Origin of the sequence: Novosphingobium sp., from assembly GCF_036820275.1 — a bacterium.
GTDB lineage: Bacteria > Pseudomonadota > Alphaproteobacteria > Sphingomonadales > Sphingomonadaceae > Novosphingobium.
Genome location: NZ_DAISLT010000018.1, coordinates 90,999 through 104,861, shown reverse-complemented (window position 1 = coordinate 104,861; position 13,863 = coordinate 90,999). Strand labels below are relative to the sequence as shown.

Genomic DNA, 13,863 nt, shown 5'->3' with positions numbered 1-13,863 from the left:
AGTACCTCCTGGCTGTTGGACGCGGAGCCGCGTAGCGGCATAGTGTTTAACAGCCCGAGCATCTCATCGTCCCTCCTCCTCACCGAGAAGGCCGCGCTCTGCGAGAATACTGCGCGCCTGCGCCATGCCCTGCTCCAGCACCTCGGGCGAGCGGCCTCCTACCGAGGTCGCGAGGATAGAAAGAATCTGGATGGAGGTTGCGAGGATCTCGTCCTGCGAGGAAAAGACATAGCGTTTGCGCTCGTCGATCGCCTGTTCGAGCACCTGGCGAATGAAGCCGGACAGGGGCAAATTGGCCGCCCGCGCACGCCGCATCAGCGCGAGATGCAGCGTATCCTCGAGACGGAAATTGATCTTGGGCACGCGAAGGCACTCCGTTTTAGGAACCTTCGCAGCTGTCATGAAGCGCCTATTTTGTACTACGACTCCATTCGACTTTCAAGCGCCGGCCATTTGCATGGTCTTTGCCAGGAACCGTCCATACGAGGCCAAGCAGTCATCCCTCCTGTCAAGCGTGGCGACCTATGCTGTTACCAGCAGCTTCAATCCCTCGACGCTCGGAATAGGCATAGCCGCCTTTGAGGATTTGCTGGTTCGCCGGGCGACGCTGGTATCTCACTTAAACTCGAAAGACCCTGCGCTCTGATTGGTATCTGGTTAACTGTATCCGGGACTATCGAGAGGAGCGGAAAATCGCAGACCAGCGACACGAATGAGGTCCGCTCAACAGGCGCGTGATCCCCAACCGTTCGCCGCCGGTTACGTAAAAGGTGGCGATCAACGACAACCAAAATGTTCACCATAAGCCTTGACCGAACGAGAAAATCTGCCCCTTTTAGGCAGGATGGGTTTTCTCCGGCACGACGCCCTGTTCAAAACCTGGGCTGATGTTTGAGAACGCCATTTGGGGTCAATATCCGCCCGGCATTGCGGTCTGTGCGCGGATCATTATTCAGATTGGTGAAATGCCGTCACGCAACAATGAGGGCAATATGGTCGCCCCTCGAAAAGATATGCCCCCTTCGCCCCACGCCCGCAAAAATGCCAGTTCGCTTCCAGGCAAATGTGTCAGTTTTCCCGGATGACGATGGACGGCAAGGGGGCGCCGCCGGTGGCGTCGCGGTGCCGCCGTATCTCGGCGATACCTCGACGGATCTTTCTGGCAACGGTATCCGACAGCTGCCTCACATCCCCCGGCCTGTCCAGACCAGGCACGCCTTCCAGAAACTCGGTCAGCAAATTGGTGAGGGCCTGACATACTTCGGCTGTACCGATGTAAAGTGTGTCCCCCTTGTCGGACGATGCGGATTGCTGCCTGGCTGCGGAGACTTTGCAAATGGCCTCGACCATGGCGCGGTGAAGTGCGTCGATATAGTCCTGGTTCAATTCAGTCATCGGCCGAATTCTCCTATCGCAAGAAGAACAGACTCAGCATGGCGTGAGACATGTATCACGCAAACAAACCATATCATCTCAGGTAGATAGCGTCATCGACTTCGCTCCGGTGTTCGCCGTACTACATCCGCCCGTGTTCACGCCATACATGCAAGACAAGCATATCTATATGATTTTATGTGGAAATTCCCTCAGCAGCACCCGTGCGTAGGGTCCATTACAAAACGGCCTCGCGCCGTGCGTCCCGCCTTACGCAGCGCGCTCGCGCTGCGCAGCCTCGTACCGGCAGGGGCGGGGCACCCTTGCTGCAGTTTCGCGGTGGTGCGTGGCGAGGAGGTTTGAGGGATGGCGTTCATGGGTGGGGTCTCCCCGAAAGCAAAAAAAAGGGACCGGGCGTCAGGCCCGGTCCCGGGATATGTGATCAGCCCTGCTGGGCGACCAACGCGTGCGCTTCCAGGATGAGCATGGCCGCCTCGTCGTCACGGCCCTGCGCCCGGACGATCCGATACGCATTGGAGCGGGCACCTATCCGGGCGAGGTCCGAAGCCCGGTTCCATTCCGCCTCGTATTCCTCGTCGCACTCGCCGGTTATCACGAAGTCACCGGTCTCGTAATCGGTGTAACCATAGTACTGGCCCGCGTAGGAATTAGCCCATTTGAGGTGGCGCTCGATCTGGCGAATGAGAGCGAACCCCCTCGCCTGCGCAGAGAAATAGTGCGGTTCATGGGTTTCGACGAATCGGTCGTAATCGGGTTCGATGGTGAGCATGAAAGCCTCCTCATGGGGTGTCCGCGGAGGACAGGCACCGCGGGCCGATGGATGGGATGGGATGTGGTCGGTGACGGACCGACAGGAGCGGCCAGGCGCGAAGCCCCGCCGGTTCCGCAGGAAGCGGCAATCCCCGCTTGCGCCGACCCGCCGATGTGGCACAGTCGCAAGCGACGGGCAGGCCATCGGGGAAGGACGATGGAAATGCCGAAGATGACGGAAAGGGATCGGCTCGCCGATCTCGAAGCGCGTCAGCGCAAGATGAACGATGAACTGGAAAACGCGCGCCGTGCGTTGCGGGGCAGATATGCCGCGATGATCGCGGAGATGCCGGTGGAGAAGCTCACGGAAAAGGAGTTTCGCGAGCTTCTCACACAGGCGGTCCGGGTAGGCGGCGGCGCGGCGCTGACGGCGATTAAAGGACTGCCGGCAGCGATCTGATCACGCGCCGGTCATCACCAGGTTCCGGCAGGGGTGCGCCTCGAGAAAGCTGTCCCTGTCGGAATCCGATCTCAGGGTGATGAACCGCGCTTCGGGCCCGAACCAGATCATGATGAAGCGCCGCTGCGCCGCCAACCGGTGGATATTCGCAAGGCTGCCCCGGCTGCGACCATCCCAGATCACGAGACCGAGGGCGGCATCGCGCGCCATCGCCGCATCCTTCGCGGCATGGAAGGCGGCGGTGCCCTTTCGCCCGGAAGTAGGAATGCGCCGGACAGGCCAGTCGCCCATATTATGACGCGGTTCCTCGCCGGAACAGTAGACTCTGACAGCAGCGATCTCGCGATCGGAAAGATGGCGCTGGACCAATCGATCCACGCCGCGCGCGTCCCCGATCAGGATGGGAAGCGCACGGTACAGGATACCATCGATGCGTTCGATCACGGGCTCGGGAAGCGCGGTAATGGACAGCGATCCGGAAACGAAAACGGCCGAATTAGAAAGGTGCAGATGCTCGGACAGGGCTTTAATCTCCTCGAATGAGCCACCCCTCTCTGCCCTCCTCTCCTCTGGTGGCAGGACGCGGCCTCGCCCCTCAGCCAACCCCGCCCAGACCGCACCCGGAGGGTGTCCCTGCGACGAGCACGGCGAAGCCGCGCGCAGGAGGCCGGGACCGCCTGGCGGTCCCGCATCGCGCCCGCGACGGACCCGCCTGCGGGTCCCTGAGCGGGGGCGAGAGCTACGCTTGGTAAAAAGAAATGAGGACCGGCCCGGCGAACCGGACCGATCCTCTGGCGGAATCTCACTGCGCCTCCCATCCCTGATCGCTGAGCCTCACGAACCGCGCCGGGATACGCTTCTCCTTCACGAGGCGCGCGAGGTGGGACTGCAGGCCCGACCCTTCGCAGACCAGCGCCTCGACGGGTCGCAGTCCGACCATCTGCTCGTTCCGGACGAACCCTGCCCTCTTCCCCAGCTTGGCGCTGAGGCGGAACGTGATGAGCTTCACCTTACGCGAGGCGGCCCACGCTGCGGCCATCGCGTCGCATCCCTTATCCTGTGCGGTCGTCGCCAGCACCATCGCCGGGTTCCGGGATTTCGCGTCGTCGAGTTTCGCCCAGATCAGGCGGTCGTCAAACCAGCAGTCCGCGCCGCCTGAGAAGATCACGATGGGCCCTCGCGGGTTATGCGCGTCGGTGCGGCGCTGGCGGCGGGCGGCAAGAAAATCGGTGGCGGCGATCACCGAGGCGGTACGCTTACTCGAGACCAGCGATCCCTTCGGTGCCGACCATGGCCGTCCGGTTTCGGTGTGGAAGACGTCGGCGGCATGGTCGCGCATGCAGCGCAGGGCGTCGGTGGCTTCGTCGAGGAATTCGAGTTCGCCCTGTGCCTGCTCGAGTTCGACGCCGTGGATTTCGCTGCCGTCGGCGCGCGGCAGCAGGTCCTGAATGTCGCGCGTCGCCTTATCGGCCTGCCCCTGCCACTGGTCGGCGACGTGATGGAAACTGTTCACGATGCCCCATGCGAGGCGCTCGGCGGCAGGCTGCAGCCGCGTGTCGCGCAGCAGGTCGAAGAGGGTCGTGACGATCAGTTCGACGGCAAGCTGGGCTTCGCGCGGATCGGGCATGTCGGTCGCCATCTCCTCTTCGCCGCGCCCGATGCGGATGCCGCCAAGATCGGAGGAGAATGCGGCGTGGAAGTCGTCGGTCGCGCCCCCCATCGTTTCCTGCGCGATGAATTCGGCGATGTCGGAGAAGGGGCGGACGCTGCGGTGGATCTTCGTCATGGAAACCTCCTGTAGAAACGAAAGAGGTTCCCCCCTGGGCACGGGCTCCGAGCGGCGGGGTCAAGGATCGCGGAACGCGACCGGCGCAGCCGGCGATGGGGGTCACGATTTTTCCGGGCGGCCATCATCATTGCAGGCCAGGCGCGACGCCCGACCCGCCCGGAAAAATGGTGGGGCCCCGTCGTCCTTGAGGCCGACGCGGTCCCGTGCCACCATTGGAATTCTTGAGAGAGAGAAGAGGCTTTGCGAATCTGGGGCTCGATGCCCCTGATTCGCAACGGGTGCCTCCAGGCGCTTACCTCTCAGTGGAGCGCCCGCGACCTCGCGACCCTGCACGCCCCTTGCGCAAAAAAGGGGGGACGGCGCGGCGCGCCGTCCCTCGAAAAATGCGCTAAGACTTCGGTCTCAGGCTACTCGGCGAGAGCGGCCCCGCGGAAGCGCGGTGATCTTCTCGGCGGGTGCCTGATCGGCCTTTCGGAAGGCATGGATCGGAACCCCGACCTTTCGCAGCGCCTGATAGAGGTTCGCCTGAATGCCCGAGCCCTCGCCCAGCACGGCTTCGACGGGTTTCAGTTCGGCCAGCTTGCGATTACGGGCAAAGGGCGCGCCGCGCCCCGCGCCCATCAGCGAGTAGGTGACGAGCTGGACCTCGCGGCTCCCCGCCCACGAGGCCACGATCGCATCGAAGCCCTTACGCTGCGCGGTGGTCACCAGCGTCATGTGCGGGATCCGCGCGAGGATCGCGTCGAGCCGGTCCCACAGGATCTGCCAGTCGTGCCATTCGGCATGGCCCGAGGCGACGACGATCGGGCCACGCGGGCGGTACCGCTCGCGCTCGGCGAGCTCCCGGGCGCGCAGGAAGTCCTGTATCGCGACCTGCGTGGCGGTGGCGACCTTCGAGACCCGCGAACCGCGCGCCGGCGACCAGGGACGGCCCGAAAGCACGCGGAAGGTGTCGGCCGCATAGTCGCGCATGCACTCGACCGCTTCGCGCTGTTCGGACAGCGACTGGCACAGCAGCTGCTTCTCCTCGAGCTCGGTGTTAAACACCTCGGAAAGGTCGGAGCGGCGCATCATGTCGCGCAGTTCGTCGGCCAACAGGTCTTCCTGCCGTTCGAGCTTTCCGGCGACGAAATGGAAGCTGTTCACCATGCCCCATGCGATCTCGGGGGCGAGCGCATCGAGGCGGGTGTCGGTCAGCAGGTCGAAAATGGTGGCGATGACCCCGGCACAATCGGCCTGTGCGTGGAGCGGCTCGGGCATGTCGTGTTCGCCGGGTTCATCCCCCGGGCTGATGATCGAGAGGGGGATGGGATCACCGAACGCGCGCTGGAATTCCGGGGTCGCGGTCACTTCGGCGAACAGCGCGGGCAGATCAGCCAAGCGGCTGATGCTGCGCGAATGGTCGTGGCTCATGGAACTTCTCCCTGTCAGGGGGGCAAAAGGAAAAGGGCCGCGAACGCGAGGATAGCGTCCCGGCCCTGCATGGGTGTCGTGCCGGGTCAGTGCCTGCTCGCCCGGGCGGGCGCGACGAATGCCGCGCGCGTCAGGACGGTATCGACGATCCCGGCCGCATGCGGCGCGAGCGGCGTATTCTCGAGCAGGTCGTAGATGGCGGCGATGATCTCGCCGCAGGTGATACCCGCCGGGATTTCCGGCACGGGAGACGCGCCCTCGACATGCCGCGCGAGCAGGTCGCGGATCGAGGGGCTGGCCATGATCGCCGCGGAGAGCGCGGCAAGGTCGGTCAACGGGGCGGAAGAATGCAATGAAGAGCGGGGCATGGGATGTCTCCTCATGGGCGAAAAAGAAAGAGGCCGGGGAAGCCTGACGCCTCCCCGGCCCGATGGGACTGATCAGCGCGTGATCAGAACGGGTCTTCCTCCTCGAACGAGGTGTCCGAACCCGACCGTTCGCCGCCGGCACCCACGGTGCTGTCACCGAAGCCGCCCTGATCGCCCGGGTCGCGATCGTCGTACCGGCCGCTGCTCGCGCCCATGCCGCCACCGAAATCGGAGCGCATGGTGTCGCGGCGCCAGGCGACCATGTAGCCGCCATGGTCGGCCGGGAAGAGCGCGATCGGCAGCGGCTCGGGCAGGCTGGGGTCGTCGATGTTCCCGGCGAGGAACACATCCCCCTGCTTCGACACGGCCTCCCACAGCGCGCCGATCTGGACGTAGCGGCGGGCGACGTTAAGCGCGAGGATCTCGTAGACCGGAGCCTTCGGATTATCGCTCACGACCTTGCGCAGCCCGACACTGGGCAGATCGATGGTGCGAGTGGCGATCGAGCCCTTCAGACGGCCATTCCGATTAAAGATTTCACCGATGTTCATCGTCTTTACCTTTCGAATGTCGCTCGAAACCATTCTCAGCGACACCCTCACCGGCCCTTCTCTCCTCTCTATCCCGCGCTCGCCTCCCGCGCCGCCCGCCCGCGGCGAGGCGCTCCGCCTCCCCCAGCGCGACGCCGCCGCGGTCCACGCGCAACGCCCCCGCCGCCCGCAACTCCGCGCGACACCGCGGCACGATCAGGGGCAGAGGCGCGGCGCGAGGGATGATGAAGGTGGATTGGGGCGCGACGCCCGGGGCGCGGCGGTAGCCGCGCGGGTGCTACGCTGGCGGGAGTCGCCGTAGCGAGGGGCAGCGGCGTGAACCGGCGGTCATCGCAGACACTGCGGGAGCGGCGTGGTCGGCGGCACCGGCAGGTGCGGTCCCGGTATCGGGAGCGAGCAGGAGATAGGGGCGGGCCGCGCGGCGGAAAGAATGGCCATCGAAAGACGGCGGATGCGACCGCTCGAAATCCCCAGCCAATCCGGAGTTGGGGATTGAAATTGACGTAACGCCGTGATCGGCCGATCTGGGAAATAGCGAGAGCGTAAAGGTTGGAGCCAGTGTTCCGGCTACCGCTTACTTGCCGTATCGCAGGACGCCAGCATCGTGCCGAACGCTTGGGAAACTCGGCCTTCGGAGTAACCGCCTATCCAGGCTATCCGTCCGAGATATGTCCTGTAGGGATTAGCCGATGTGGGCTCACCGCGTCGTGCCGCCACGAAACCGAGGTGGCGGATCATCGAGAATTCTTTCAAGAAAGCCTCCTGATTCGCGGGAATATTGCATTGCAACATGCGGGGCACAGATAGTCCAGAGCTTCAGTTGGAATGTCTCGCGTTTCTACTCAGGCCCCTGCTCGAAGGCTTTGGCCCCTGCCCGTTGGAAAGCGTCAAGAACCTCCGGTCCCAGAAGGCGGGCGGTTTCGCTGCTTTCCAGTCCGGAATACGCGATGGTGTAGGTGCCGTCTTCATGCGTGACGATCCTTACCTCGATGTCGCCTTTCGACGCGGTGGCCTGGGCCAGATCGATATTCCACTCACCGATGCGAACCTTAGACATGATCGAAGCCTCATGGAAGATTTGGGAAACGCGGTGCCCCGGCCGGCAAACAGCACCAGAAACAGCGGCCGGAGCGAGGTGCACCACATGGGCCTGTGATCAAGGGGTCGTGCCTGCATCGGTTACCGCCCCCTGCCCGGAGCATCCGCTAGGCAAGGATGCGGCGCCACCGACGAGGGCCATCCTTCCGGATCGCGCAGCCGCAGTATTGGCAGGTTCCGATGTAATGATCCCCGTTCCACCACATATCTCTCCGGAACGATTTATGACGATCGAGCGGACAAAAAACGAAGCGCCACACCAAAGAGATCATAAGTCGTTCTCCAGGACTGCGATGCCCCTATGTGGTGGGCCTTCCTGCGCCATCGCGGCCCTGACGATGAAATTTCCCGCCTGCCCCTCGGGTGCGCAGGTGGTCCTGAAGATTGGGACATTTGGCCGCAGGGGCGGCCAGACCTCAAGACCGTGCAGATTGTGAATGCTGCACGTGCGAAGTGTCAAGAGGAAGCGTTTCCCCGCGGGTTATATCGAAACGAGCGGTCGAACCCTCGTCGGTGCAGGGCACGCGCGAATGCAAGCCAGTGCCGCTAGCCAGTACGCGAGACCGGCAAAATGAACATCACGTCCCAAGCGGGTGAGGTAATCAGGCGGCGAGCCTCTCGACACCTTCATTGAACCGATCGATCCATTGGCGCATATGCGGCCGCCGCTCCACGGGAATGGCCGCAGCGACACGCTGGAAATCAATGAGATCGACAGGTGCGCCTGCGACGATGGCGTCGATCTCGTCGGGATCAAGAAGCTCTCGCTGCCGGATGAACATGGTCATGGAGCCGGGACGGGCTTTCGTCGCCCGACGCCACAATCCCTCGACATTGCGCAGGCGTGGCGCGGCCCGCGCCTCAACCAACACGATCAATCGAAGCACCCAGCGCGGCAATTGCGCGACTTCCTCGGAACGCATATGCGCACAGCAACTCGATTTCGGGGGAACCGGCAAGCCTTCAGCCTCAATTCGCCGGATGCAGGCGTCGCGGTCCCAATGCCATTCGTGCAGAAGCGGATAAAGATAGTCGTATCGGGCATCCATGATGCCTTCGCGGTTTGCATAACGCCGGTTGTCGGCAGGTGAAGCGTCATACCCGATCAGCTTGACAACCTTACCGCCAACCTGCCATATATTCTTTGCAAGTTGCCATTTTGACACCCAAAGGTCTTGAGGCTGTATCTTCCATTTGACTGAACAAGATTTCCTACCAAATGAGGCAGATGGCAAAGTCGAGTTCGTCAGGCAATTCTCCAATATTGTGAAGTACGGCGGCCAATGCTTGAATTTCTTTGGCTCGTATCGAACAATATGGTGAGATATGCCTCGATCGTCCATCCATTTCTGAAAAATCGGAAGATAGGCGTAACTCTGGGGCTTTCGGCGCCAGTATCCGCGGTCAATACGGCATCCAGCCTTCGGCCCCGGGCTACCCACTCGATAATCATGGCGGTGCTGTTTACGCCCATGCCCCAGGCCGCCACGACCGGATAGGTGGCAGATGGCATCGTCATGCGACCATCGCCAGCCAGCGGTCGGGCCAGGCAGGCGGCCGCATCGTAACCCTGAACGCCTGTAACGGCGCGACGCCATGCACGACATAGTGCGGCACACCGGTCGCACACCGCAGCTGCTGGGCTGTTCTGAGCGCGTGATCGAAGCTGGAGAGTTGCCGCCGCAGAGACGACAGGCTGCTGGGCGGGACAGGCGTGGACATAAAACCTCCGGAAATGAAGCGGCGGCCGGGATCAGGCAGCGATCGGAAGATCGACACCGGTCGGAACAGCGGTATCGAGCGCCAGCAGGCTGTGGAGCGTGACAGGTGGTCTATTGGCCCGCCGCGTCTTAGGGCCTCGCGTGGGACGCGCCGGATCGTTGAACCGGCAGCCGAGGCGCGCGGCATGCTTGCCGATGACGGCGGGATCGCGGGCAAGGGCCTGCGCGACATCGACCATCGAGACGCCATATGCCCAGGCGTTACGGATCGCCCTTTCTTCGTCGGCGCTGAATGCGCGCATGAACCCGTGGACCAGCCCCATACGGTTCGCATGATAGAGAACGGCGCGCACGCCGCGGCCAAGCGCCTCGGCGATCTGGCGGGTCGGAACCTTGCCATAGTCAGCCCGCAACCGGGCTTCTTCCTCGGCCGTCCACACCGGTCCCTGCCGAAATCCGTCCCGGCGGACATGCGAGCCCCTGAGCCCCAGCGCCTCGGCCCGCCAGCGGATCGAGTGGGGGGTGCGGCCAAGCCGCTCGCGCAGAGGCGTCAGACTCGCCCCCGTCCTGTAGGCATGACGGAGAAGCGCGTCCTCCTCGGGGATCCACGGGCGGCCCCAGCCCCTGCCATAGCCCAGCTTACGCAGGCGCTGGCCGAGGCTGCGACTGTTCCGGGCCGGGAAGCCTTCGGCCACCAGAACCTCGGCGATGGCGACATAACGTGCGCCGGTTGCCGCGAGTTCGAGGGCGCGGTTCATTTCCGCGTCGCTCCAGTCGTCCGGCTGGCAGGCATGGCGCAGCCCCAGCGCCGAAGCGCGCGAGATGACGCCGGCGAAGGGTCGCCCGATCAGGCTCGCGATCTGCACGACAGGTACGCCTGTGGCGTAGCCCGCGCGCAGTTGCGCGTCCTCCCAGCCACTGTACGGCGGGGATCCGGGTTCAGAGAGGCCAAGCAGCCGGGCGCGGGCATAGAGCGCGCTCACGCCGCGACCAAGCCGCGCCGCCAACGTCGCCGTCGGCTCGTGGGCGTAGCAGCGCGCCAGTTCCTCATCGGCCCAGTCGCTCCACGATCGCCGCGAATTACGGCGCAGGCCCAGGTCATGGATCCGGGTAGCGACAGCGGCCCGGGACCGCCCAAGCTGGGCGGCGATTTCCTCGATCGTGCAATCGTCGGTAAAAGCTACGCGGAGACGCCCCGTCTCATGGGGAAGCCATGCATCCGCGCGGAAAGCCAGTTCAGATAGCGGCACGGTCGGCGCGGTATCCGTCTCGGGGACGAAAGGGGTCAGTTCGACGATCTCGGTGTCGAGATCGAAGCTGGTCTGGGTCATGGTGGGCTTCTTTCAGGCCAGGCCGACGACTGGAGTGTCGACGACGCGCAGGCGCAACCGGGCCGACAGGCGCGCGATACGCGTATCGCCGCGCGGCATGGTGTCCGAGGCGCCGATCGCGGCGAGCAGATCGAGACCGGCATCGATGTCATTGGCGGGCAGCGCGAGATGGCGCGCAAGATCATCGGCCGTAGTGGCGTTGGGCGCGATGCTGCCCAGCGCCCCGACGATGCGCGCGGCGGCGGGCGCGGCAGGATCGAGCAGGAAAGCATCGAGCGCGCGTTGGCCACGCATGGCGGCATGGGTGTTCCTGCTCGGCGCCACCTCGCGCAAGGTGTCGAGGTCGAGGAGCGTGCGGCTCTCGTCCGGGTCGAGGTCGGCCGCGGCGACCAGATCGGGTGTACGGCCGATATGCGGTGTAATCGTCGTGTCGATTTTCGCCAGTACGGGCAGCGCCGAAAGCGCGGGACCGAAGGCGAAAAATTCTCCCGGCGGCAACTGCCGGAGCAGCGCCGCCTGATCGCCACCGAAGCCGAGCAGGTCGGCGGCGCGCGCGACATCGCGATCGAAGACGTTGAGACCGATCAGGTGGTTGTGCAATTCGGAGACCACCGAACTGGCGAGCTTGGCGAGACGCTGCGTAGCGATGATCGTGCCGATCCCGCGCTTGCGCCCCCGAGCGCACATGTCGGTGAGCGTGGCGACGCCAAGGCGACGTGTTTCGGCATCGCGGGCCGAGGCCGCCATATGCGGCGCAAGCAGATGCGCTTCATCGATGCAGACCAGCACCGTGTGGGCCCAATGCTCGCGCGGCGCCGAGAGCAGCCCTGCGAAGAAGGCGGCGGCCTTCTCGATGCGTTGGTCGGGTTCCAGATCGGTGAGATCGAGGTGCAGGGCAATACGGTGCTGGCGGGTGCGCAGCGCCAGTGCGGTAAGACCGTCATTGGCATAATCACGCGCGACGACGGTGGTGGCGCCGATATGCGCGGCAAGGTTGGCGAACTCGCCTTCCGGATCGACGATGATTGTCGTCATATAATCGAAGGCCTCCTCGATGATCCGGCGCAGCGTCTGGCTCTTGCCCGCGCCCGACGATCCCTGGATCAGGCAGCGGCCTGACATCAGTTTGCCGAGATCCAGTTCCAGCGTGCCGGTCGAACAGTGACCGAGCGGAACTTTCGCATCGCGGGTGAAGTCATGAGTGGCGATCGTCATGGGCGTGCTCCTTCCGTCGGCATCGTGTCCGGACGCCGGATCTGCTGCTCAGGGGACGGGTTCGGGCGGCGGCTCATCAGTCCGGCATGAAATCGGCGGTGATGCCGGCGCGATCCGCGTGGATGACAATCCGGCGATCCTTCGGGATCAGACAGGCGAGATGATGGCGCGCCTCTATCAGGATGGCCTCGAGGGTGGCGGCGTCCTCCCCCAGAAGAACGCCGGTCGCCACCTGCCGGGCTTCGCGCGAAGGCGCGGGACTGGGTCTCCCAGCTATCGGCGTCGGCATCGTCGGGCGCAGAGAACAGCGACGCGTGGATCATGCGTCCCACGCGATCCGGGTCGATACCGCCGCCGCGGGTCACAAGGACGACGGCCTCCTCGATATCCCAACTGCCAGTGGGACAGACCAGGGCCGGGATTTCAATGGAATGGACGTATCGCGGCGCATCCTCATGGCAGGTCTCGGCAATCTCCAGGTCGGAAACGATCCTGTCGACGAAACCTGAAGCGAAGCCGCATGGAAGGCGATCGTCTTCACCATAAGGATATTCGATGCCCTCCCGGTAAATCCGGAAGGAAACATAGAGGATGATCGGTAGAGCGTCGTACCAGTCATAGCCGTCGAGCCAGCGTTCCTCCTCCACCAGCACGAAATCCTGAAGCGGCGGCTGATGGTGGGCGAGTGCCAGCGCCTGCGCGATCTCGGAGCGCAGCGAGGGGACAACCATCAATGCGCCCCCAGAGGCAGTCTCAGGGGCAGTCGTTCCGTCGGCGGGCTTGTCATGTTCATCGTCGGACGATGGATGCCAGATCGAGAGCCCTGGCCGTACCGCGGGCAGCGTCACACCGAGTCCTCGAGCCCGCAGCCATAAGGCGAAGGGCAGGCGATGCTCCTCCTGGGCAGCGATGGCCGTGTATAGGGCCCGTTCCATGGCGATGCGCAGCGCCTTCATCGCCTCGTTCGTGATCACCGCGTTGCGGGCCGGCAGGGCGAGGCGAATTTCAGGCGCGTCGATCACATCGATGCGATCGGACCAGTGGCAGTCCTGCCTCTTCAACTCGAATATATTGGGAAGAGAACACGGGACGGCCAAACCATGGAAGTTGATGCAGGGGCCATCTTGCCGAACCGAATTGCCTTTATAGACGCCGATACGGCAACCGCAGGCCTCTTCGATCAGCAGCGCATCCTTGAGAAAATCCTTGCGGGGCAGCAACGCACCGTCCAGCATCACCGGCAAGGGATAGTAACGAGCAGCCTCAGCAATGGCCGAACAGATGCCCATCTTCCAGTCGCCGGATATCTCGATGCGGACCATCGTTCCCCAGCCGAGGTCGCACGGCTCGGGTTCGAGCGCCCTGTCGCCACTCCAGGCTTCAGCGGGAATCCGGACCTTCCAGCCGTGTCCCATCGCGGGCGAGAAGGCGTGGATCTCGATGGCATGACCGGCAAGGCTGAACAGGCCGATGCCGGCCAGAGCCTCACGCCGCATGATATCGTCGCCCCAACCGGATAAACCGAAGGTCAGGAGCGCAGCGGGATTGTCGATGCCGCAGCCGTCATCGTGGATATCGAGAAAGGTGCGGCCGTCTTCCTCGACAAGGTTGATCATGACGTGCTGCGCGTCGGCCCGGCGGCAATTCTGCAGGATTTCGTGAATCGCATCGAGCGCGCTTCCCGCGACAAGGCGGGACGCGCAGCGAACGGCGTCCTGGCTGACGGCGATCTCGATCGTGGCGGGAAGAGGCATGATCATCTCCTGTCTCGG

Annotated in this window: 14 protein-coding genes and 1 pseudogene; 1 reads left to right on the top strand and 14 read right to left on the bottom strand. The window is 63.9% G+C overall.

The window, feature by feature from the left end; all coding sequences use genetic code 11:
- Positions 1-63: 63 nt before the first annotated feature.
- From V7066_RS15545 to V7066_RS15535, 3 genes are all read right to left on the bottom strand, one after another.
- Positions 64-363, bottom strand: a complete 300-nt coding sequence (locus V7066_RS15545) for a CopG family transcriptional regulator (RefSeq protein ID WP_334183894.1) — start codon at positions 361-363, stop codon at positions 64-66.
- A gap of 705 nt (positions 364-1,068) precedes the next feature.
- A complete protein-coding gene (locus V7066_RS15540; protein WP_334183893.1) occupies positions 1,069-1,395 on the bottom strand; it encodes a hypothetical protein in 327 nt (108 codons plus the stop codon).
- Between the two features lie 421 nt (positions 1,396-1,816).
- A complete protein-coding gene (locus tag V7066_RS15535; RefSeq protein ID WP_334183892.1) occupies positions 1,817-2,164 on the bottom strand; it encodes a hypothetical protein in 348 nt (115 codons plus the stop codon).
- A 204-nt stretch (positions 2,165-2,368) separates the two neighbouring features.
- Here V7066_RS15535 and V7066_RS15530 point away from each other — a divergent pair, with 204 nt between their 5' ends.
- Positions 2,369-2,605 (top strand): hypothetical protein, encoded by a 237-nt coding sequence (locus V7066_RS15530; RefSeq protein ID WP_334183891.1) that lies wholly within the window; start codon positions 2,369-2,371, stop codon positions 2,603-2,605.
- Here V7066_RS15530 and V7066_RS15525 read toward each other — a convergent pair whose 3' ends face one another.
- From V7066_RS15525 to V7066_RS15470, 11 genes and pseudogenes are all read right to left on the bottom strand, one after another.
- Positions 2,606-3,208 (bottom strand): hypothetical protein, encoded by a 603-nt coding sequence (locus tag V7066_RS15525; protein ID WP_334183890.1) that lies wholly within the window; start codon positions 3,206-3,208, stop codon positions 2,606-2,608. It lies immediately after the preceding gene.
- A gap of 199 nt (positions 3,209-3,407) precedes the next feature.
- The gene (locus V7066_RS15520) at positions 3,408-4,391 is read right to left on the bottom strand and encodes a DUF2493 domain-containing protein (protein ID WP_334183889.1); all 984 of its coding nucleotides are present in this window, start codon (positions 4,389-4,391) and stop codon (positions 3,408-3,410) included.
- 405 nt (positions 4,392-4,796) lie between these two features.
- Positions 4,797-5,807, bottom strand: a complete 1,011-nt coding sequence (locus V7066_RS15515; protein WP_330705261.1) for a DUF2493 domain-containing protein — start codon at positions 5,805-5,807, stop codon at positions 4,797-4,799.
- A gap of 86 nt (positions 5,808-5,893) precedes the next feature.
- Positions 5,894-6,175, bottom strand: coding sequence for a hypothetical protein (locus tag V7066_RS15510; RefSeq protein WP_330705262.1), 282 nt, complete (start codon positions 6,173-6,175; stop codon positions 5,894-5,896).
- Between the two features lie 83 nt (positions 6,176-6,258).
- Positions 6,259-6,726 carry a DUF736 domain-containing protein gene (locus V7066_RS15505; RefSeq protein WP_330705263.1) on the bottom strand — a complete coding sequence of 156 codons (468 nt, stop codon included), beginning with the start codon at positions 6,724-6,726 and terminating at the stop codon, positions 6,259-6,261.
- A gap of 838 nt (positions 6,727-7,564) precedes the next feature.
- Positions 7,565-7,783, bottom strand: a complete 219-nt coding sequence (locus V7066_RS15500; protein WP_330705264.1) for a hypothetical protein — start codon at positions 7,781-7,783, stop codon at positions 7,565-7,567.
- A gap of 643 nt (positions 7,784-8,426) precedes the next feature.
- A pseudogene (locus tag V7066_RS28795) lies at positions 8,427-9,343 on the bottom strand (hypothetical protein).
- Complete coding sequence (locus tag V7066_RS15485) at positions 9,340-9,546, bottom strand: hypothetical protein (RefSeq protein ID WP_334183887.1); 207 nt, start codon at positions 9,544-9,546, stop codon at positions 9,340-9,342. Before V7066_RS15485 ends, V7066_RS28795 begins: the two are co-directional and overlap by 4 nt.
- 31 nt (positions 9,547-9,577) lie before the next feature.
- On the bottom strand, positions 9,578-10,876 hold the full coding sequence (locus V7066_RS15480) for a hypothetical protein (protein WP_330705266.1): 1,299 nt from the start codon (positions 10,874-10,876) through the stop codon (positions 9,578-9,580).
- A gap of 12 nt (positions 10,877-10,888) precedes the next feature.
- Positions 10,889-12,091 carry an ATP-binding protein gene (locus V7066_RS15475; protein WP_334183886.1) on the bottom strand — a complete coding sequence of 401 codons (1,203 nt, stop codon included), beginning with the start codon at positions 12,089-12,091 and terminating at the stop codon, positions 10,889-10,891.
- A complete protein-coding gene (locus tag V7066_RS15470; protein WP_334183885.1) occupies positions 12,088-13,845 on the bottom strand; it encodes an ATP-binding protein in 1,758 nt (585 codons plus the stop codon). Before V7066_RS15470 ends, V7066_RS15475 begins: the two co-directional genes overlap by 4 nt.
- Positions 13,846-13,863 lie beyond the last annotated feature (18 nt).

Coding starts and splice junctions, on each gene's coding strand:
- V7066_RS15530 (WP_334183891.1), top strand. CDS start 2,369: ATGCCGAAGATGACGGAAAGGGATCGGCTCGCCGATCTCGAAGCGCGT.
- V7066_RS15470 (WP_334183885.1), bottom strand. CDS start 13,845: ATGCCTCTTCCCGCCACGATCGAGATCGCCGTCAGCCAGGACGCCGTT.
- V7066_RS15485 (WP_334183887.1), bottom strand. CDS start 9,546: ATGTCCACGCCTGTCCCGCCCAGCAGCCTGTCGTCTCTGCGGCGGCAA.
- V7066_RS15535 (WP_334183892.1), bottom strand. CDS start 2,164: ATGCTCACCATCGAACCCGATTACGACCGATTCGTCGAAACCCATGAA.
- V7066_RS15515 (WP_330705261.1), bottom strand. CDS start 5,807: ATGAGCCACGACCATTCGCGCAGCATCAGCCGCTTGGCTGATCTGCCC.
- V7066_RS15510 (WP_330705262.1), bottom strand. CDS start 6,175: ATGCCCCGCTCTTCATTGCATTCTTCCGCCCCGTTGACCGACCTTGCC.
- V7066_RS15480 (WP_330705266.1), bottom strand. CDS start 10,876: ATGACCCAGACCAGCTTCGATCTCGACACCGAGATCGTCGAACTGACC.
- V7066_RS15520 (WP_334183889.1), bottom strand. CDS start 4,391: ATGACGAAGATCCACCGCAGCGTCCGCCCCTTCTCCGACATCGCCGAA.
- V7066_RS15505 (WP_330705263.1), bottom strand. CDS start 6,726: ATGAACATCGGTGAAATCTTTAATCGGAATGGCCGTCTGAAGGGCTCG.
- V7066_RS15540 (WP_334183893.1), bottom strand. CDS start 1,395: ATGACTGAATTGAACCAGGACTATATCGACGCACTTCACCGCGCCATG.
- V7066_RS15500 (WP_330705264.1), bottom strand. CDS start 7,783: ATGTCTAAGGTTCGCATCGGTGAGTGGAATATCGATCTGGCCCAGGCC.
- V7066_RS15475 (WP_334183886.1), bottom strand. CDS start 12,091: ATGACGATCGCCACTCATGACTTCACCCGCGATGCGAAAGTTCCGCTC.